The organism is Pedobacter sp. UYP1 (assembly GCF_040547305.1).
Classification (GTDB): Bacteria; Bacteroidota; Bacteroidia; order Sphingobacteriales; family Sphingobacteriaceae; genus Pedobacter.
Window position 1 is genome coordinate 103707 of record NZ_JBEPPL010000013.1, and the last position, 20482, is coordinate 124188.

Annotated in this window: 11 protein-coding genes; all 11 read left to right on the forward strand. The window is 40.2% G+C overall.

Features of this window, described 5'->3' with window-relative positions:
• Positions 1-32 precede the first annotated feature (32 nt).
• The 11 genes from ABIB30_RS21120 to ABIB30_RS21170 all read left to right on the forward strand — a co-directional run bounded on the left by ABIB30_RS21120 (position 33) and on the right by ABIB30_RS21170 (position 20481).
• The gene (locus ABIB30_RS21120; protein WP_354305033.1) at positions 33-2153 is read left to right on the forward strand and encodes a bifunctional aldolase/short-chain dehydrogenase; all 2121 of its coding nucleotides are present in this window, start codon (positions 33-35) and stop codon (positions 2151-2153) included.
• 10 nt (positions 2154-2163) lie between these two features.
• Positions 2164-3438, forward strand: a complete 1275-nt coding sequence (locus ABIB30_RS21125) for a sugar isomerase (RefSeq protein ID WP_354305034.1) — start codon at positions 2164-2166, stop codon at positions 3436-3438.
• On the forward strand, positions 3438-4817 hold the full coding sequence (locus ABIB30_RS21130) for an FGGY-family carbohydrate kinase (protein ID WP_354305035.1): 1380 nt from the start codon (positions 3438-3440) through the stop codon (positions 4815-4817). Before ABIB30_RS21125 ends, ABIB30_RS21130 begins: the two co-directional genes overlap by 1 nt.
• Positions 4818-4822: 5 nt before the next feature.
• Positions 4823-7540, forward strand: coding sequence for an alpha-L-rhamnosidase (locus ABIB30_RS21135; protein WP_354305036.1), 2718 nt, complete (start codon positions 4823-4825; stop codon positions 7538-7540).
• A 344-nt stretch (positions 7541-7884) separates the two neighbouring features.
• A complete protein-coding gene (locus ABIB30_RS21140) occupies positions 7885-11007 on the forward strand; it encodes a SusC/RagA family TonB-linked outer membrane protein (RefSeq protein WP_354305037.1) in 3123 nt (1040 codons plus the stop codon).
• A gap of 13 nt (positions 11008-11020) precedes the next feature.
• On the forward strand, positions 11021-12535 hold the full coding sequence (locus tag ABIB30_RS21145) for a RagB/SusD family nutrient uptake outer membrane protein (protein ID WP_354305038.1): 1515 nt from the start codon (positions 11021-11023) through the stop codon (positions 12533-12535).
• 6 nt (positions 12536-12541) lie between these two features.
• A complete protein-coding gene (locus ABIB30_RS21150) occupies positions 12542-15274 on the forward strand; it encodes a family 78 glycoside hydrolase catalytic domain (RefSeq protein WP_354305039.1) in 2733 nt (910 codons plus the stop codon).
• A gap of 90 nt (positions 15275-15364) precedes the next feature.
• Positions 15365-16396 carry a GntR family transcriptional regulator gene (locus tag ABIB30_RS21155; protein WP_183865663.1) on the forward strand — a complete coding sequence of 344 codons (1032 nt, stop codon included), beginning with the start codon at positions 15365-15367 and terminating at the stop codon, positions 16394-16396.
• A 155-nt stretch (positions 16397-16551) separates the two neighbouring features.
• Entirely contained in the window at positions 16552-18333 is a 1782-nt protein-coding gene (locus tag ABIB30_RS21160; RefSeq protein WP_354305040.1) for a type VI secretion system Vgr family protein, read from the forward strand.
• A 1-nt stretch (position 18334) separates the two neighbouring features.
• Entirely contained in the window at positions 18335-19276 is a 942-nt protein-coding gene (locus ABIB30_RS21165) for a hypothetical protein (RefSeq protein WP_354305041.1), read from the forward strand.
• Positions 19273-20481: a PAAR-like protein gene (locus tag ABIB30_RS21170; protein WP_354305042.1), complete on the forward strand. Its 1209-nt coding sequence runs from the start codon at positions 19273-19275 to the stop codon at positions 20479-20481. The genes ABIB30_RS21165 and ABIB30_RS21170 overlap by 4 nt, the downstream gene beginning before the upstream one ends.
• Position 20482: the final 1 nt, after the last annotated feature.

Consider the following 20482-nt stretch of genomic DNA (forward strand, 5'->3'; position numbering starts at 1 on the left):
AAAAATCTAAACAGTAAAAAATATTCTATACTATGTTCGAAGAAAGAGACCGTTTTAAACACGTAAGTTATTTATGGGATGAAACAGAAGCTGCGAAGTTAGCAGGGGATGAGGTGGCCTTATTACTTTACCGTTCAAATTTATTAGGTGCAGATTTACGTCTCACAAACTATGGTGGCGGCAATACTTCCTGCAAAGCAGATGCAATTGATCCGCTAACTGGTCAAACAACCGAGATCATGTGGATTAAAGGTTCAGGTGGAGATATTGGTACCTTAAAGCGTAATGGTTTGGCTGCGTTATATGTAGACCGGCTGAGAGCTTTAAAAAATATCTATAAAGGTTTAGATCAGGAAGATGAAATGGTAGCGCTTTTTAACCATTGTATTTATGATTTAAACTCTAAAGCACCTTCAATAGATACCCCTTTGCATGGATTTCTCCCTTTTAAACATATTGATCATTTGCATCCGGATGCTGCAATCGCAATTGCAGCAGCTAAAGATGGAAAGCAGCTTACACACCATTTGTTTAAAGGCAAAATTGGCTGGGTAGACTGGCAGAAGCCAGGGTTTGACCTGGGCTTGCAATTAAAACAATGTCTGGATGAAAATCCGGAAATCAGGGGGGTTATGCTCGGGTCTCATGGGTTATTTACCTGGGGAGATACCGCTTATGAAAGTTACCTGAACACGCTGGAAGTCATAGAGATTTGTGCGGATTATCTGGAAGCTAATTATGAGAAAAAGGGCCCAATATTCGGAGGGCAGAAAATTGCTTCACCTGAACAATCGGTAAGGGAAAAGCAAGCGGCAATTTTATCGCCCATTTTACGCGGATTCTGTTCTGCTGAGCGTCATATGATCGGACATTTTACAGATGATGTAAGAGTCCTTGAATTTATTAACTCGAATGATCTGGCAAGACTTGCTCCATTAGGGACAAGCTGCCCGGATCACTTTTTACGGACCAAAATCAGTCCGCTCGTTTTAACCCTCGATGCAGAAGCAGACCTTTCGGACACTGAAGGACTTAAAGCATTGCTTGCTCCGGTTTTTGTAGCTTACCGGGAAATGTATGCTGAGTATTATCAAACCTGTAAACATGAAAATAGTCCGGCGATGCGTGATGCCAATCCGGTTATTATCCTTTATCCGGGAATTGGACTGTTCTCTTTCTCCAAAGATAAACAGACCGCACGTGTGGCAGCAGAGTTTTACATCAATGCGATTAACGTGATGAAGGGAGCGGAAGCAATTTCCTCTTATACCTCATTGCCACGTCAGGAGGCATTTAATATTGAATACTGGCTGCTTGAAGAAGCGAAGCTGCAAAGAATGCCAAAGCCAAAAGCCTTATCGGGTAAAATTGCACTGGTTACTGGTAGCGCAGGAGGAATTGGTAAGGCGATCGCCAGAAAGTTTGTAGAAGAGGGAGCTGTCGTGATTATCAATGACAATGACAGCGACCGTTTAGCACAGGCGGCTCAGGAATTTAGTCATTTATACGGGAAAGACGCCTATACCACTGCATTGCTGGATGTGACTAAAAATGAAGCTATTCAACAAGCATTTGATACAGCAGCGCTGGCTTTTGGTGGAGTAGATATCGTGGTCAACTGTGCTGGATTATCAATTTCCAAACCGATTGAAGAGCATACCGAGAAAGATTGGGATTTGTTATATGATGTACTGGTTAAGGGGCAGTTTAAAATTACACAAACAGCAGTAATAATGATGCGCAAACAGGCAATTGGTGGAGATATCTTAAATATTGTCAGCAAAAATGCGTTAGTTTCAGGGCCTAATAATGCGGGATATGGATCAGCTAAGGCTGCACAACTTCACCTGAGCAGATTAAATGCTGCCGAATTAGGAAAAGATCAGATCAGAGTGAATGTCGTGAATCCGGATGCGGTCATTTCAGACAGTAAAATATGGGAAGGAGACTGGGCTGCAGGCCGGGCAAAAGCATACGGTGTCAAAGTAGAAGAGTTGCCTGCTTTTTACGCGAAAAGAACGTTGCTGGATAAGATTATCCTTCCAGAAGATATTGCAAATGCCTGTTTAGTTTTTGTAGGTGGACTTTTAAATAAATCTACCGGGAATGTATTAAATGTAGATGGTGGCGTGGCTATGGCTTTCGTCAGATAAATTGAAGAAAATGGAAATAGAAAAATATCAGATAGATGCGCATAACCAGGAGCTGGAAACTGAACATCAACGCAGATTCGATTTTGCGGCGGCAGAAAATCCGCAGATTGAAAATATAATTTCTAAGTTGATTCAATTCCAGATTGGGATTCCAAGCTGGGCACTGGGGACTGGTGGAACACGTTTTGGCCGCTTCTCTGGTGGAGGAGAACCGCGCAGTCTGGAAGAGAAAATAGAGGATATCGGGCTGATCCATCGGCTAAATCAATCAAGTGGAGCAGTTTCATTGCATATTCCATGGGATAAAACAGATGATTACGAAGGAGTTAAAACGTTGGCTAATCATCATGGGCTTCGTTTTGATGCGATGAACTCTAATACCTTTCAAGATCAGCCGGGGCAGGCGCACAGTTATAAATTCGGTTCATTGCAGCACGTGAATAAATCAGTACGCAAACAAGCCATTGCACACAATATTGAAGTGATCCGTCAAGGGGTGGCCTTTGGGTCGGATGCGTTAACGGTCTGGCTCGCCGATGGATCTTGTTTTCCTGGCCAGTTGAATTTCAGAAAAGCTTTTCAGAATACCCTTGAAAGTCTGGAAGAAATTTATGCGGCCTTACCAGAAAAATGGAAATTATTTGTGGAGTATAAGGCTTTTGAACCCAACTTTTATTCGACTACCGTTGGGGATTGGGGACAGTCTTTGTTATTCGCCAATAAATTAGGGCCTAAGGCTTATACGCTGGTCGACTTGGGACACCATTTGCCGAATGCGAATATTGAACAGATTGTTTCTCTTTTACTGATGGAAGGCAAGCTGGGCGGTTTTCATTTCAATGATTCGAAGTATGGAGATGATGATTTAACTGCCGGGAGTATGAAACCTTACCAGCTATTTCTTATTTTTAATGAACTGATAGAAGGTATGGATGCAAAAGGAATAGACCATGCAACAGGCTTAGGCTGGATGATTGATGCTTCGCACAATGTGAAAGATCCTTTAGAAGATTTACTGCAATCTGTAGAAGCAATTATGCTGGCTTATACGCAGGCTTTGTTAGTAGATAAAGAAGCATTGTCTATTGCGCAGCAGGAAAACGATACGGTGAAGTGCCAGGAAATTCTGCAGCATGCTTTCCGTACAGATGCGAGAGCGATTGTGCAGGAAGCAAGGTTAAGAAGCGGGGGCGCTGCTCAGCCTTTAGCATTATACCGCACCTTGAAAGTCAGAGAAAAGCTGATTGCAGCCAGGGGCGCGAAAACCATAGCTACAGGTTTATAATGAGTACAATTCCGGTTATTGTCGTTTTTGATGTTGGAAAGACTAATAAAAAGATTTTCCTCTTTGATGAAGATTATAAAATAGTTTTTGAACGTTCGGCCCGTTTTATAGAAATGTATGATGAGGATGGTGATCCTTGTGAAAATCTGGAGAGTTTAAGACTTTCTGTTTTTGATTCTTTGCGCGAAATATTAAAGCGCAAGGAATTTGAGATTAAGGCGATTAACTTTTCTACTTATGGAGCCAGCTTTGTATATATTGATGCCTATGGAAAACCGCTGGCGCCATTGTATAATTATCTGAAAGCTTATCCTAAAGAATTAGAAGCCGGTTTTTATGAGGCTTATGGTGGTCAGGAAACTGTTTCTGCAGCTACTGCATCCCCTGTTTTAGGAAGTCTGAATTCAGGAATGCAGTTGTACCGCATTAAAAAAGAGAAGCCCGAATTGTATCAGCAAATCAGGTATGCCCTGCATCTTCCTCAATACCTGAGTTACCTGGTTTCTGGTATTGAATATTCAGACCTGACAAGTATTGGCTGTCATACACTACTTTGGGATTTTAAGCGGAATGACTATCATGACTGGGTTAAGAAGGAGGGGCTGGATCAGAAACTGGCGCCCGTTGTTCCGGCTGATCAAGTATTTCCTTCAGAATTTCCAGGTAACCAGTATCAAGTAGGAATTGGTTTGCATGACAGTTCTGCGGCATTAATTCCCTATCTGATTAATTTTCATGAACCATTTGTATTGATCTCTACCGGAACCTGGTGTATTACGATGAATCCATTCAATGATTCCGTACTTACGCCAACAGAGCTGGCACAGGATTGTCTTTGTTATTTGCAATATAAAGGGAAACCTGTCAAAGCATCCCGGATTTTTGCAGGTTATGAGCATGAACAGCAAGTGAAACGGATTGCTGCTCATTTTAAGCAAAATATTGGCCGTTACCGGCATATGAAATATGAGGCAAACATTACTGATGAGTTGCTGAAGGGGATGAAAGAAAGAAAAGAGCTGGAACTTCCGTTAGGCAAAGAGTCTGCTTTTTCTACACGTGATCTTTCTTCTTTCCCAGCTGATACAGTTGCTTACCACCAGTTTATTCTGGATCTTGCTTTGCAGCAAAGGGCATCCTCCAGCTTAGTGATGGATGCAAAAAACGTAAGAAGGATTTTTGTAGATGGCGGTTTTAGCAAGAATACAATTTATATGAATATGTTAGCGCTATTGTTTCCTGATGTCGAAGTTTTCGCTGCCTCCATGGCACAGGCTACCGCTATAGGGACAGCCCTGGCGATACATCAATGCTGGAATAGAAAACCGATTCCGAATGATTTAATTGAATTAAAATATTATACAACGCATACGAACTAAGAATTATGAAGTTTTGTCAGAAAATAAGTATTAGCTCTTCCCTGTTTTTGATTTTTGGTTTTAATGCACTTGCTTTTGGAAGTGCCAAATCAGTTGCAGATAGTTTTGTGGCTCCTCTTAGTAATGAAATTGTATCGCCCGGTGGCTTACAGTGTGAACATTTAGTAAATCCGATTGGTATTGATGCGCCAAAACCAAGGCTTTCCTGGCTGCTTTCTGATACGCGTCAGGGAGCCAGGCAAACTGCTTACCGGGTTACGTTCGGGACAGATTCATCGGCTTTACTTCAACAAAAAAAGGTTTTATGGAACACTGGAAAGGTTAATTCTTCTGCCGCATTACTGCTTTATAACGGAGATGTGTTAAAACCATTTACCAAATATTTCTGGCAGGTAGAAGTTTGGGATAAAGATGGAAAACCAGGAGTCGCCAAAATTGCCAGTTTTGAAACTGGAATGGTAAAAATGTCCAATTGGAAAGGTACCTGGATCAGCGACCGGAATGAGGTAAATATATTACCTGCGCCATATTTCAGAAAAGTATTTGAAAGTCCGAAAAAGATAAAATCTGCCAGAGCTTATATTGCTGCAGCAGGTTTATATGAACTTTATCTGAACGGTGAAAAAGTTGGTAATCACCGTCTTGATCCGATGTATACCCGCTTTGACAGAAGAAATTTATATGTGAGTTATGATGTAACAGCTAATTTGAAGGCTGGTAAAAATACAATTGGCGTTTTGCTTGGAAATGGTTGGTATAATCACCAGTCTTTAGCAGTATGGAACTTTGATAAAGCACCCTGGAGGGCAAGGCCAACGTTTTGCCTGGATCTGCGGATTACTTATCAGGATGGCTCTGAGGAAACCGTAACTTCTGATGGCAGTTGGAAAACACATAGCGGGCCACTGGTTTTTAACAGCATTTATACTGCTGAACATTATGACGCACGTTTGGAACAACCAGGATGGAACAAGGTGGATTTTGATGCCAGTAAATGGGCAGATGTGACTTTGCGTGCAGCACCTTCTAAAAATATTGTTAGCCAGGCGATGCACCCGATCCGCAGTATTGAAACTATTCCGGCAGTATCGGTGAAGAAATTTAACGATACGACTTATGTTTTTGATCTGGGCAGAAATATCGCCGGGGTCAGCAAGATTAAAGTAAAAGGTGAAAGCGGAACAGTAATACAGATTAAACATGGGGAAAGACTGTATCCGGACGGCCGTCTTGATCTTTCTAATATTGATGTTTATCACCGCCCGGCAGATAAAAAAGATCCCTTTCAAACAGATATTTTGATCTTGAATGGAAAAGGCTACGAAGAGTTTATGGCCAGATTTAACTATAAAGGATTTCAATATGTAGAGGTGGTGAGCAGTAAGCCCGTAGAATTGAAAAAGGAAAGTATTACGGGCTATTTTATGCACAGTGATGTTCCGGTAGCTGGCCAGATTAGTTCTTCTAATCCTTTGATTGATAAGTTATGGTGGGCAACAAATAATTCGTACCTGTCAAATTTATATGGTTACCCTACAGATTGTCCGCAGCGGGAAAAGAATGGCTGGACCGGGGATGGGCATTTTGCTGTCGAAACGGGTTTGTATAATTTTGACGGGATCACTGTTTATGAAAAATGGCTTGCTGATCATCGGGATGAGCAGCAGCCTAATGGAGTATTACCTGATATCATTCCTACTGGTGGCTGGGGTTATGGTACTGCAAACGGAACGGACTGGACGAGTACAATCGCTATAATTCCATGGGATATTTACCAGTTTTACGGAGATTCTAAATTATTAGCGGCTTGTTATGACAATATAAAGAGCTATGTAAATTATGTTACTCAGATCAGTCCTTCCGGATTAACGAGTTATGGAAGAGGGGACTGGGTTCCAGTAAAGTCTTCATCTCCTTTAGAATATACCTCTTCAGTTTACTATTATGTAGATGCTACTATTCTGGCTAAAACGGCAAAGTTGTTTGGCAAAACTGACGATGCTCAGCTTTACAGTGCACTGGCAGATAAAATTAAGAAAGCAATCAATGACAAATATCTGAATCAATCGACCGGGATTTATGGTAGTGGTTTGCAAACCGAATTAAGTGTTGCATTACAATGGGGAATAGTTCCTGCGGCACTTCAGGATAAAGTGGCATCCAACCTGGCAAAAAGAGTGGCTGCAGATGGGATGCATCTGGATGTTGGTGTATTAGGAGCAAAAGCAATTTTGAATGCATTAAGTGATCATGGTCAGGCAGAAACTGCTTATAAACTGGCGGCTCAGGATACTTATCCTTCCTGGGGTTGGTGGATTGTAAATGGAGCAACGACACTTTATGAGAATTGGAATATTAAAGCGGAACGTGATATTTCTTTGAACCATATGATGTTTGGAGAAATCGGTGGTTGGTTTTTCAAAGGATTGGGAGGAATTAAAGTTGATGAGAAACAGCCTGGATTCAAAAATGTAATCCTGGCGCCAAATTTTGTTACGGGGTTAACGCATTTTGAAGCGAGTCATGATGGACCGTATGGGAAAATCATTTCTTCGTGGAAAAGAAAAGGGGAGGCGGTTATTTATAACGTGACCATTCCTGCAAATAGCAGTTCAACGATTTCTTTTCCAATATCAGGAAATCAGGCTGTTTATTATAATGGTAAAAAGATCAGCCAGGTTTATGAAACCGGATCTGGTAAATATCAGTTCGAAATCCGGTAACTGAATCCGGTAATGCAAGTTCTGAATCCGGTAATGCAGGTTCTGAATCTGGTAATGCAAGTTCTGAATCCGGTAACGCAAGTTCTGAATCCGCTAACGCAAGTTCTAAATCCGGTAACACAAGTTCTAAATCCGCTAACGCAAGTTCTGAATCCGGTTTACTGAATTCAGAATTCATCTCTTAATTTCAAAAATCAGTAAAATGGGAAGTCATTAAATTGTCTTCCCCTTTTTAATTAAAACCTTTTAAATGTAAATAAAAGCCTATTTACAGGATAGAGCAGGTTGCCGATCAGCAGGGGTTGATTTACTTTAGAACAACCAAATATAAAACACATATGACAATGGAGAGAAATTTACAAAAGTTCTTTTCTGCGCTGATTTGTGTACTGTTGTTTACACTTTACAATAGTACAAATGTCTTTTCTCAGCAGAAAACTGTGACCGGTAAGGTCACAGATCAAAGTGATGGCAGCCCGTTGCCCGGAGTAACGATCAAAGTCTTGGGTTCAACTGCCGGAACTACCACCAATTCAAATGGAGAATATGCTTTAAAAGCTGCGGAGAATGCGATACTTGTTTTTAGCTATATAGGTTATACAGAAGCCAGGCTAACTTTTACTGGTAATCCTAACTTAAATGCAAAGCTTGTTTCTAATAATCAGAAGTTAGATGAAGTAGTGGTTATTGGCTATGGAACAACGACTAAAAAAGATGCTACTGGGGCTGTAGCTACAGTTTCGGCAGCACAAATTAAAGATTTGCCTGTAAGTTCTGTGGATCAGAAGTTGAAAGGGCAGATTCCCGGAGTTCAGATCAGTACAACTACAGGAACTCCAGGGGGCGGTACGTCTATTAAAATCAGGGGATCCGGTTCTATCGGCGCCGGAGATAATCCTTTATTTGTAGTGGATGGTTATCCGATTTCAAACACTTCCGGGCAGGTTTCTAATCCTTTGAATGTAATTAATCCGAATGATATTGAATCAATTACCGTATTGAAAGATGCATCCTCGACTGCTATTTATGGGTCAAGGGGCTCTAACGGAGTAATTGTGATTACAACTAAACAAGGTGTAAAAGGCACTCCGGTAGTCAATATAAGTGCTTATACGGGGATTCAGCAGGTTCCTCAGAAAGGGAGGCCGCAAATGCTGAACGGAACTGAGTTTGCTCAATTCAGAAAAGATATAATTGTGGATGATTTTGCTTCCAGAGGTTTGGTCGCTACTGATGCAGATATTCCAGAAGCTTTCCGTAATCCTTCACAATACGGTGCTGGTACAAACTGGTATAATGAAATTATCCATGATGCACCGATGAGCAATCTGGATGCAAGTATTAGCGGAGGTTCTGAAAATACAAAGTATAACTTTTCTCTTGGTTATCTGAATCAGGAGGGTACAATACGTTATACTGGATTTCAACGCTATGCGATCCGCATGAATACGGAAAGTAAAATCGGTAAGAAATTAAAAATAGGACTTAACCTGGCACCAACGAATAGTGTGCGTGATCTGAATAATTTTGAAAATGAGTTTGTAGATGTCTTAAGCAGAAGTTTGTGGTTAAGTCCACTGGTTCCTTTAACAGATGCAAATGGTAACCGGACGCCCTATGTGAGTTCTCCGGGTATGTATGCTGGCCCTAATCCATTGAACAGTTTGGAGTATGGAGGCACGAGATCGAAGGATTTCAGGGGGCTTGGAACTGCTTTCGCTGAATATCAGATTCTGGATGGTTTAAAGTTGAGGTATAGTTTTAATGTAGATTATACGAACAGCTCTTCCTTTGTTTTTAATCCTTCGTTTGTTGGTGGTGTAAATTCACCTCCGCCATCGGTGCCAAATTCTACGACCAATAAGTCAACAAGTTTTAACTGGTTATCTGAGGCGGTACTGACTTACGATAAGTCATTCGGTAAGGATCATCGCCTGAATGTGGTGGTTGGTTATAGTGCACAAAAAGAGCGTGCAGAAAGCCTGTATTTATTCGCGGATAACTATCCGGATGATAAAATACAGACGATCAATGCGGCTTCTATTATCAGCGGGTTTAATGCTGATGTGCAAAAATGGTCTATCATTTCATATCTGGCGCGTGCTAATTATTCTTATAAAGATAAGTACCTGTTTACCGCTACAGTGCGTACGGATGGTTCATCACGTTTTGGCAGCAACAAAAGATATGGAACATTCCCTTCGGCTGCTTTTGCATGGAGAGCTTCGGAAGAGGAATTCCTGAAGAAATCAACGTGGATCAGCGATTTGAAATTGAGAGCAACTTATGGACTATCTGGTAATTATAACATTGGAAATTATACCTATATCACGAATATAGGTTCATCGAACTATGTGTTTGGTGGTCAGCTTTCCAGCGGCCGTGTTCCTACTTCTTTAAATAATCCAAACCTGACCTGGGAAGAGTCTTCACAACTGGATGCCGGTATTGATCTGGGGATTTTAAAGAACCGATTATCATTTAATATAGATTACTATAAAAGGATAACTAAAGGGATGTTATATAACAGTGAGATTCCTTTGTCGTCTGGTTATTCAAATGCGATTATTAACTCTGGTAAGATTCAGAATCAAGGATTTGAATTTGGGTTAACGTCTAAAAATCTGGAAGGTACATTTACCTGGAATACCAGTGCTAACATCGCATTTAACAGGAATAAGGTATTAGCCTTAAATGAAAATAACGACCCGATTTACAGCGGCAGAAGTGGGGAAGGTTCTTATCAGCATATTACGCAAGTAGGGCATCCTGTAGGTGAATTTTACGGATATATCCTGGAGGGCATTTATAAAGATCAGGCAGATTTGAACAACTCGCCTAAGCATGTAACTTCTGTAGTGGGGTCTGTAAAATATAAAGATGTAGATGGCAATGGGATCATTGAGCCTGTAAAAGATTTTGCAGTAATCGGCTCACCTCAACCCAATTTTACCTGGGGTTTGACCAATACATTTGGTTACAAAGGATTTGACTTGAATATATTGCTTGTTGGCTCTCAGGGTGGACAGATCTTAAAAACCGCGAATCAGTATTTGCTGAATATTGACGGTATTTTCAATGTAGACAGAAAAGTGCTGAACAGATACCGTTCACCAGAAAATCCGGGTGATGGAGTTACACCAACTACGAATGGATCAAGGGTGATTTATCGCGATGTGAATTCTTCGTGGGTAGAAAGTGCGAGTTATATGCGTATCCAGAATATAACTTTCGGTTATCGTTTTGGCGAAAGATTGCTGCGCGCATCTAAAGTGATTAAAGCAGCAAGAATTTATTCCAGCATTCAGAACCTGGCAACTTTCACCAAGTATAGTGGTGCGAATCCAGAAGTGAGCCGGAACACGATTTCAGGAAATGCGGTGAGCAGTGCATTGGTTCCTGGAGAGGATTTTACGAATTATCCGCTACCAAGAACTTTCACACTAGGACTGAACTTAACATTTTAATCTTTTGTCAATCATGAGAAATTATAAAAAATATAGCATAGCCGGGGTACTGCTGATCAGTTTATCGGTATCAGGTTGTAAAAAGGCTTTTCTGGACCAAACTCCGGAAGCTTCTTTACCGGGCGTTAATTTTTACAAAACGGAGGCAGATTTTAAACAGGCTGTTAGTGGAGCTTACTCTTCTGTAAGTGATATGGGAAGAGTAAATTACTGGCTATTTGGTGAAATGAGATCTGATAATACAACTTATCAATATAATCCAGCAGATAGAGGTTCTGAACAGCGCGAGTTCATGGACGAGTTTCTGATTGGGGCGACGGCCGAACCTTTGCAGGGCTATTGGCAGCAAAATTATACAGGCATTTTACGTTGCAATGAAATCCTGGCCAGAATAGATGGGGTAACCATGTCTGCTGATCTAAAAAATCAGTTTACAGGAGAGGCTTTGTTTTTAAGAGCTTTCCATTATTTCAATTTAGTGAGACAGTTTGGTGGAGTACCATTAAGGTTGGTTCCAAGTCAGTCTCCGGACGATGCGCGTTCTAAAGGGAGAGCTTCCGTAGAAGAGGTATATACGCAAATCGTTACAGATCTGACTGCTGCGGCTACTAAATTGCCTGTTAAATATACCAGCATTGAGGCTGGAAGAGCTACACAAGGTGCAGCTTTGGCTTTACTGGCCAAATTATACATGACACAAAAGAAATTTGCTGAGGCACTGGTTCCTTTGAGAAAGGTACAGCAATTAGGTTATAGCCTTATCCCTGTGTATAAGGATATTTTTCTGCCTGCAAATAAAAACAACAGTGAATCTGTTTTTGAGATTCAGTATCTTGGATCACAGCCAGGGTTGTCGAGTGATTTTCTATATCAGTTTGCGCCCTGGAATTCTGGCAGTGTCATCACCGGAGATCCGGCGACTTCATTGAATGGAAGTAGTGGCTGGAATATTCCTACACAAGATATGATCGACGCTTATGAAACTGGTGATTTACGGAAGGATGCTTCTTTAGCGGTGGGTTTTACAGATGCAGGAGGAAAGTTTGTGAATATTCCTTACGTTAAAAAATACAATCATGGGATTATTGACCGGGGACGTACAAATGATAATTTCCCGGTAATCAGGTATGCAGATGTGCTGCTGATGATTTCCGAATGTTTAAACGAACAGGGATTTGCTGCGGGCGGAGAACAGTTTACTTTATTAAATCAAATCCGTACCAGGGCAGGATTGCCTGCAAAAACTACTGGAAACGCTGTTGCTGCTTTAAGCGTAGATAGTCAGCAGGCTTTCAGAACAGCTATTCTACAAGAAAGAAGAGTTGAACTGGCTTTCGAGAATCAGCGGTGGTATGATCTGGTACGTTCGGGAAAAGCGGTAGAGGTAATGGCTGCGCATGGACAATATGAAATTGCGCATAAACCTAATATTCCTTCTGGTTCTTATATTTTAAACGCGAATAAACTCTTGTTACCGATCCCTCAAAGAGAGGTGAATCTGGATAATCTAACTCAAAACCCTCAATAATCAGCTATGAGAAATTATTATATAGGAATTGCAATTGGTTGCTGTCTGCTTGATTTACCGGCAACTGCTCAAAAATTAGGCGTTACGGATTTAAGAACTGAATATTTGAAAAATCCAATGGGAATAGAAGCGGCTGCACCGCGTTTAAGCTGGAAGATGAATTCTGCTCAGCGCAATGTGATGCAGAGTGCTTATCAGATTAGAGTAGGAACAGATTCTGCTGGCTTATTAGCTGGTCAATCTTCGGTATGGGATAGTGGAACCCAAAAAAGTGATGCCTCTGTTTTTTTACGGTATGCGGGGAAACAGTTAAAATCTGATACGCGTTATTATTGGCAGGTTAAAATTAAGGACAACCAGGGCAATGAGTCCGGATGGAGTGCAATTAGCTCCTGGCATACGGGCTTGCTGAATCCAGATGACTGGTCGGCGCAGTGGATCACCAGTTCGCTTGCAGATACACTTGAAGGGCCAAGTCCTATCTTCAGAAAAGTGTTTGCTACAGCTGGTAAAGTAAAATCAGCTGTGCTTTATATTTCTGCGCATGGTTTATATGAAGCACAAATCAATGGGAAACGGGTGAGCCATGATCATCTGGCGCCTGGCTGGACGAGTTATCATAAGCGTTTGTTATATCAAAGTTATGAGGTGACGAATTTGCTGAAAGATGGGCAGAATGCAATTGGTTTTACATTGGGTGATGGCTGGTACCGCGGGTATCTTGCCTTTGATGGTAAGCGTTCATTCTATGGCAAACATTTAAGCGGTTTAGTACAGCTGGTAGTCGAGTATACCGATGGCACTAAAAAAATCATCAACAGTGATGGCAGCTGGAAATACAGCACCGGGCCCGTTCGTTTCTCTGATTTGTATAACGGAGAAATTTATGACGCCAAGTTTGAAAAACCGGGCTGGGCGACTGTGAATTATAAGGATGCAGGCTGGAAAAATGCGCAAATTATTGCGCCTGGTAAAGAGATATTAGAGAGTAGCATTAGTCCGCTTGCCAGTAAACATGAGCAGTTTAGCGTGGTTAAAGTGATTAAAACGCCAAAAGGTGAAACCGTACTAGACTTTGGCCAGAATGTGGTGGGTTGGGTTTCTTTCAAATTGAGCGGAAAAGCTGGATCATTTATTAAGCTGGAACATGGAGAAGTACTGGATAAAGCAGGCAATTTTTATGATGCTAATTTAAGGAAGGCTAAACAGCACGTGAAGTATATTTTTAAAGGGGTTGGTTTAGAGAGTTATGAACCTCATTTTACATATCAGGGTTTCCGTTATGTAAAATTAACAGGAAATACTGCGCATATTGACCCTTCTGCTTTTAAAGCGATAGCTGTTTATTCAGATATGGATCCTACAGGAACATTTACAAGTTCGAATCCGCTTTTAAATCAATTGCAGCATAATATACAGTGGGGACAGAAAGGTAATTTTATGGATGTGCCTACAGATTGTCCACAGCGTGATGAACGTCTAGGCTGGACGGGAGATGCACAGGTGTTTTTCCGTACTGCGGCTTTTAATATGGATGTAGCTGGATTTTTCACGAAGTGGATGAAAGATGTAGCTTCAGATCAGCTGGCTAATGGAAGTGTGCCTTTTGTGATTCCTAATGTGTTAACTCAAAATGATGCTGGTTCAACGGGCTGGGGTGATGTGGCCACGATTATACCCTGGAATATGTATGTCGCTTATGGGGACAAACAAGTTTTAGCTACGCAGTATCCAAGTATGAAAGCATGGGTAGATTTTATGACAAGCAAGAGTAAAAATGACCTTTGGAACACGGGTTTCCATTTTGGCGACTGGTTGTTTTATCGCCCGGAAGATGACAATGATGGCCGCTCTGCAATTACTGATAAGTATTTAATTGCGCAGGCTTTCTATGCACATTCTACACAGTTGCTGGTCAATACAGCGAAAGTGTTGGGTAAGAAAGATGAGGAAGAGAAATATACGGAGTTACTGGATCGGATCAAAAAAGCATTCGTTAAAGAATATACTACACCAGGTGGCCGGTTAGTTTCAGGGTCTCAGACGGCTTATGTGCTTGCTTTGAATTTTGATATGTTACCGGAGAATTTAAGACAACAAGCGGTAGACTTTCTGGTGAAAAATATAGAGAGTTACGGTAATCACTTGACGACCGGATTTTTAGGTACGCCATACCTTTGCCATGTACTCACGCGCTTTGGTCGTACAGATGTAGCTTATAACCTGCTGTTGCAGGAAACTTATCCTTCGTGGTTATATCCGGTGAAAATGGGCGCCACTACCATCTGGGAACGCTGGGATGGGATTAAACCTGATGGCAGTTTCCAAACTACAGGAATGAATTCATTTAACCATTATGCTTATGGTGCAATTGGCGACTGGATGTACAGAGTAATGGCTGGTTTGGATACAGACGAGTCTGAGCCTGGTTATAAGAAGATAATTATCGCTCCGCAACCTGGTGGGAAGATTACGCAGGCAGCTGCAAAACTTGAAACTTTGTATGGTTTGACGGTGAGTGACTGGAAAATAGAAGGTCGACAGTTTAAATTAAAGGTGGTTATTCCTCCAAATACAACTGCGTTGATCAAATTGCCCGGGGCTGCTGAGGCTGCAGTTACGGAAAGCGGTACTGCTTTGAAAGATGTAAAGGGGATTGTTAAGGTTTCTAACCAGGGAAATGACGTAGCATTCAATGCAGGTTCAGGAACTTATCAATTTGAATATGCAATAAAGTAGCTTTTATAGAAATAATTCCCGTCCTGTAAAGGGACGGGGATTATTTTATACTAACTATACTAAAAGGTTTTATATTTATTCATTGTAACCATGAAGACAGCCGATTTTTTTAAGTTTATACATGTAGATGAATATTCTGCAACGCCTAAGTATTTACAGCTTAGTGATTCTATTATTGAAGCGATAGAGGATGGTATTTTGAATAAGAATGATATCCTTCCTTCTATTAATGAGTTAAGCAGTGTGCTGGAGATATCCCGTGATACGGCAGAGAAAGGGTATAAGTATCTAAAGAAACAGGGGGTGATCCTATCAGTTCCTGGAAAAGGGTTTTATATTGATAATACAGAATTCAAGAAAAAGATAAAAATATTCTTATTGTTTAATAAGCTGTCTGTACATAAAAAGATCATTTATGATTCTTTTGTCGCTGCGCTTGGGGATGATGCTTTAATTGATTTTTACATTTATAACAATGATTTTTCAATCTTTAAAAAGCTGATCCTGAATAAGAGGACTGAATATTCTCATTATGTAATCATTCCGCATTTTGTAGAGGGAGGGGAAGATGCACATCAGATTATCAATACGATCCCTACTGAAAAGTTAATTCTGCTGGATAAAAAAGTGCCAGGCGTGGTTGGTAATTATTCCGCGGTTTATGAGAATTTTGAGAAGGATATTTACAGAGCCTTGATCCAGGCAAAGGAACAACTGGAAAAGTATCATACTTTAAAATTGATATTTCCTCAAAAGAGTTATTTCCCAAATGAGATTATAGATGGATTCAGAAGGTTCTGTCAGCAGTATGCTTTTAATCATTTGGTAGTTAGCGATGTGGAAAATGAAGTTATTCAATCTGGGGAGGCTTATATTAACTTGATGGAAGATGACCTGGTAGTTTTGATTGAAAGGATTTTGTCAATGGATTTACAGATGGGGAAAGATGTAGGGGTAATTTCTTACAATGAAACGCCACTGAAGAAGTTTTTACTGAACGGAATTACAACAATTTCTACTGATTTTAAAATGATGGGAACTATTGCTGCAGAGATTATTAAAAGTCAAAACAGGCAAGACCAGGAAGCCCCGTTTTATCTGACACTCCGGCCGTCGCTGTAATTGATGCTTTATTTGTCCTTAGTTTATATGCTAATTGTTTTAAGCTTGTATTAATGAGTAGTTAATTAATATTGTAATTTATTTCTGTTTTGGAACGATAATTGGTTTGTGTGGATTACCAAATATTTAATCTGCTGAGAGGCAGCGCTCGAAACATGGAAAATAATTTAATCAAGGAGATCAGTATAGGGGATAAGACTATTTCTCATTTTAGCTCTTTCACTCTTCAACAACATTTTAATGCGCACCATTATTTTGAACTTAGGTTTAATCATGATGAAATGGGAGCGCCAGGGTTAATCAATCTGGACAATAGCAGGGACTTTGTGGGTAAGACATTAAGCGCATCTTTTGGCTATGTACTTGGCAAACAGCAGATTTTTGCTGGTTTAGTCACTAAGGTCGAGTTAACACAAAGTAATGGATATCATGGTGTATTGGTTGTGAGCGGGTATAGCCCGACTATACTCATTGACCGCGGGCCTGATTTAGGTTCTTATCTGGATAAGGATTTAAGCACTATTGTGCAGTTAGCTACACATGATACTCCTGATAATGATTTGCGGATAGTTACGAACGCAACCAGAAAAAACCCTATAGATTATGTAATTCAATATCGTGAGAGTGATTTTGAGTTTTTGAACCGACTGAGTGGTGAGTATCATGAGTGGTTTTTCTACGATGGGATGAGCCTTAATTTCGGTAAACCGGATACGCAGAAGGAAGTGAGTTTGTTTTATGGTAGGGATGTAAATAGCTTACAGTATGCGATGGAAGTTGCTCCCATAAAGAATAAAAGATTTGCGTATAATCCAAAACAGGACGAGATGCTGCAAAGCGAAAGTTCTGGTAAGGCTGATGGCAGACCGGATCTGGTTCATGCAATTAATGCTTCAAACACGACGTATAGCAAGACTTTTAATCAGCCTTCTTTGGTTAGGGTTGATAATGGAAGCGATATTAAGAATTTGGTGGATAATGAGGAAAAAGCGAATATCAGCCAGCTGTTAAAAATAAGTGCGAGTGGTGATAACCCGGAAGTTTCGCTGGGAGCGATTGTAGATATCACCATGAGCCTCAGGCAAGAAGTGTCCTTTATAACAGAAAGTCTGGGTAAATTTCTAATCACCTCGGTAAATCATACCATTGACGATAGAGGACATTATGTAAATACTTTTGAGGGATTAGTCTCTACCACAGAGCGTCTGGTTGTTAAGAATTATAAAAGGCCTGATCCGGATATGCAGCTTGCTGATGTTTTGGATAATGATGATCCGCAAGGGCAAGGCAGAGTGAAGGTGAAATTTAAGTGGGCTTGCCAGACTAATGATCCGAGCGAGTGGTTAAGAGTGATGAGTCCGAATGCGGGTAGTGGAGATACAGGTTCGAATCGTGGTTTCCATGTGATCCCTGAAAAGGGTGACCAGGTAATGATTGCTTTTGAGGAAGGGAATATTGCCAGGCCAGTTGTGTTAGGGAGTGTTTATCATGGAAAGAATGGCGATAGTAAGGGGTTCAAGAATAGTAATGTGAAAGGGTTGAGTTCGAGGATGGGGAGTTGTTTGACTTTTGACGATTTGAATCATGCGCTTCATTTGGGAACTGATGGTTCTAATTTTATTGATATCAAGAATGGAAATAAGCTGGTTGAGATAGTAGCGGGTGAGAAGGTTATTATCAGATCTGGGGAAAGTAGTATTACTCTCAATTCTAACGGTACAATTGATTTAATTGGTAAGGTTATCAATATTCAGGGTACGGATGCTATTAATGCGAATGCTGATCCGCTGAAAGGAGCGAAGGTAAGTATAGGGACTTTTGACAACACTGAAATAGAAATTAAATCTAGTAAGCAAACCACCAAGTCGAGTGGCGAAATAATCAGTGGTGCTTTGGGTGAACAAAAAATTGAAGGACAACCTGTAAATATAAATTAACATGAGCAGATTTAAATTTTTCGAAGAAGAGAAAAATGGGAGTATTCTTACCCCAGAACAGGAGATAATTGAACAGTCAGCAGATAGTCAGGATATTTCATTAAAAAAATACCGATATAGAGTCCAACAAGTAATCATTACTAAGTTTAATGGGGAAATAGTTAGCAGCGGAAGTACTAAACAAGAATATTTAATAGGTATAAATAGTACTTCGCAGTTTGTGAAGTATGTAGATGTTGAATTGATAGAAAATGTTATTCAATTTGAACCTGCTCAATTACAAACTGCAATAGGATTGTTATGCGATGTAGATATCGTCAAGTGCAATGTTTCCATAAATCCGAACCAGCAGAGTGGTAAAATGTATAATATTGGAGATAAGAGCAGAATGTTAACCGCTTGGGGAAATTATAAAAGGGACGTAACTAAGAAATTCAGCTTCTTAAAATCTGATGAAGAATGGGCAAACATTAACCTTTTTATAGAATCAGTTGAGAAACAGATCCATGATGATAATTTATTATTAGTGGATTATGAGTCTAAAATATTTTTTGATTTGATTTTTGATAAATATTTAGTTTCGAAAGAAGATTTTAAACCATTTACAAAGTATTATATTTCAAATTTGTTTGATCATAGATTGCTATTGCTGAATATGGAACAATCAGTAATACAGCATTCTCCTGGATTTATGCAGGTAAAACAAACTGGGACTTTAAATAAAAACGATATTAATGAAAATGATCTTATAGCAATATACAATGATAAATATAAACCATATGTGGGGTATAGCTATACTGGATATGACTATAAATTCAGTAATGATTATACATTAAATACTGCTGAGAATATAATAGAAAAGGCTAATGTCCTTATTATAGAGGAAATTAAAAATAATGTACAGATCACTGTTAATTATGAATTGAAATTAGTTGATTTATGAGCGGGAAATCATTTATACCAGTTAAAACCTGTGTCGTCTGTACGAATATGACGGTAGCAAAGCCTCTTAAATTGGAACTTGTTCATCAGAGCACTGTTAATTATAAAAGTGAAGAGAGACAGATGCTGAATATTTTGGATCTTAAAATCAGTGATACTTTCGTGTGTAAGAATCCGGCCAAGTTCTGGTCTGGTTTAGGAGCTATGTTATTAGGAGTGGGTTTGGGGATTATAGTGGGGGCTTTAATCGTAATAGCTGTGGTAGGGACAGGTGGCGCAGCTTTGGCAGCTTTACCTGGAATTGTTGCTTTAGGAGCTGCTGTAGCTGCGAGTGGAGCTATTAGTGCTGGAATAGGTCATGTATTAGCTCATGATTGTGATGCTACTTTATCGGGTAAGTGGTTGCAATTTCATAGTATGGTAAATATTGATAGAAAAAATGCATTACTGCAAACTTCAACATTGCCATGTAGCAAAGGTGGGATAATCTCAATTGTCCCAGACCCAGTTCTCGCCCAAAAGTATGCTGGTATTTACACTGAAAATAATAAAAAAGAGATTGACAGGCATACAAACTCTCAGTTTTTAGAAGGTTTAGTTACTGGGATTACATTTTTGGGAAGCCCTGTTGCGGCGTTAGTCGGTTTGGGACTTGGCGCGGTTTTTTATACTAAGGGTGAAAATGAGTCACAAGAAAATCAATCAAAGATTCTCAATGGAGAGCCTGCCGAGCCACGGACAATGAGTGGGGATGCATTGTCTTCTGCTGGACAAGAACTTATTAACCAGCCTGTAGGTATTGAAATTGCAAGGCGTGAAGAATTGGCGGATTTAAAAGCAGCTAGAATTAATCATTCGAGACAAGTTGCTCATCTTGAAAATCAAGCAGCACAGCAAGAAGCCAGGGCGGCCAGGTTAGCTGCAAATGGTGCAGATGAACAGGCTGCGGTGGTAGCTCGCAGGGCAACCAATACAAGACTTGCTGCGCTTATAACCAGAAGGGCCGTTCCTAAGTTTAATTGGACAAAGTTTCTTACTGGTATAGGTGTCGGTATAGCTGGTGCTGTTGTGAATTTTGGAATAGAGTATTATGCGAATAAGGCTGAAGATGGCTATTTTAAATCAGTGGTAGATGGTTTTGATGCAATTAAAATTATTAATGGAACTGAGCAACAAGGAGTAAATATTATAGCATTAAACAACTAAT

Coding starts and splice junctions, on each gene's coding strand:
- ABIB30_RS21165 (WP_354305041.1), top strand. CDS start 18,335: ATGAGCAGATTTAAATTTTTCGAAGAAGAGAAAAATGGGAGTATTCTT.
- ABIB30_RS21125 (WP_354305034.1), top strand. CDS start 2,164: ATGGAAATAGAAAAATATCAGATAGATGCGCATAACCAGGAGCTGGAA.
- ABIB30_RS21135 (WP_354305036.1), top strand. CDS start 4,823: ATGAAGTTTTGTCAGAAAATAAGTATTAGCTCTTCCCTGTTTTTGATT.
- ABIB30_RS21120 (WP_354305033.1), top strand. CDS start 33: ATGTTCGAAGAAAGAGACCGTTTTAAACACGTAAGTTATTTATGGGAT.
- ABIB30_RS21170 (WP_354305042.1), top strand. CDS start 19,273: ATGAGCGGGAAATCATTTATACCAGTTAAAACCTGTGTCGTCTGTACG.
- ABIB30_RS21130 (WP_354305035.1), top strand. CDS start 3,438: ATGAGTACAATTCCGGTTATTGTCGTTTTTGATGTTGGAAAGACTAAT.
- ABIB30_RS21145 (WP_354305038.1), top strand. CDS start 11,021: ATGAGAAATTATAAAAAATATAGCATAGCCGGGGTACTGCTGATCAGT.
- ABIB30_RS21150 (WP_354305039.1), top strand. CDS start 12,542: ATGAGAAATTATTATATAGGAATTGCAATTGGTTGCTGTCTGCTTGAT.
- ABIB30_RS21160 (WP_354305040.1), top strand. CDS start 16,552: ATGGAAAATAATTTAATCAAGGAGATCAGTATAGGGGATAAGACTATT.
- ABIB30_RS21140 (WP_354305037.1), top strand. CDS start 7,885: ATGGAGAGAAATTTACAAAAGTTCTTTTCTGCGCTGATTTGTGTACTG.
- ABIB30_RS21155 (WP_183865663.1), top strand. CDS start 15,365: ATGAAGACAGCCGATTTTTTTAAGTTTATACATGTAGATGAATATTCT.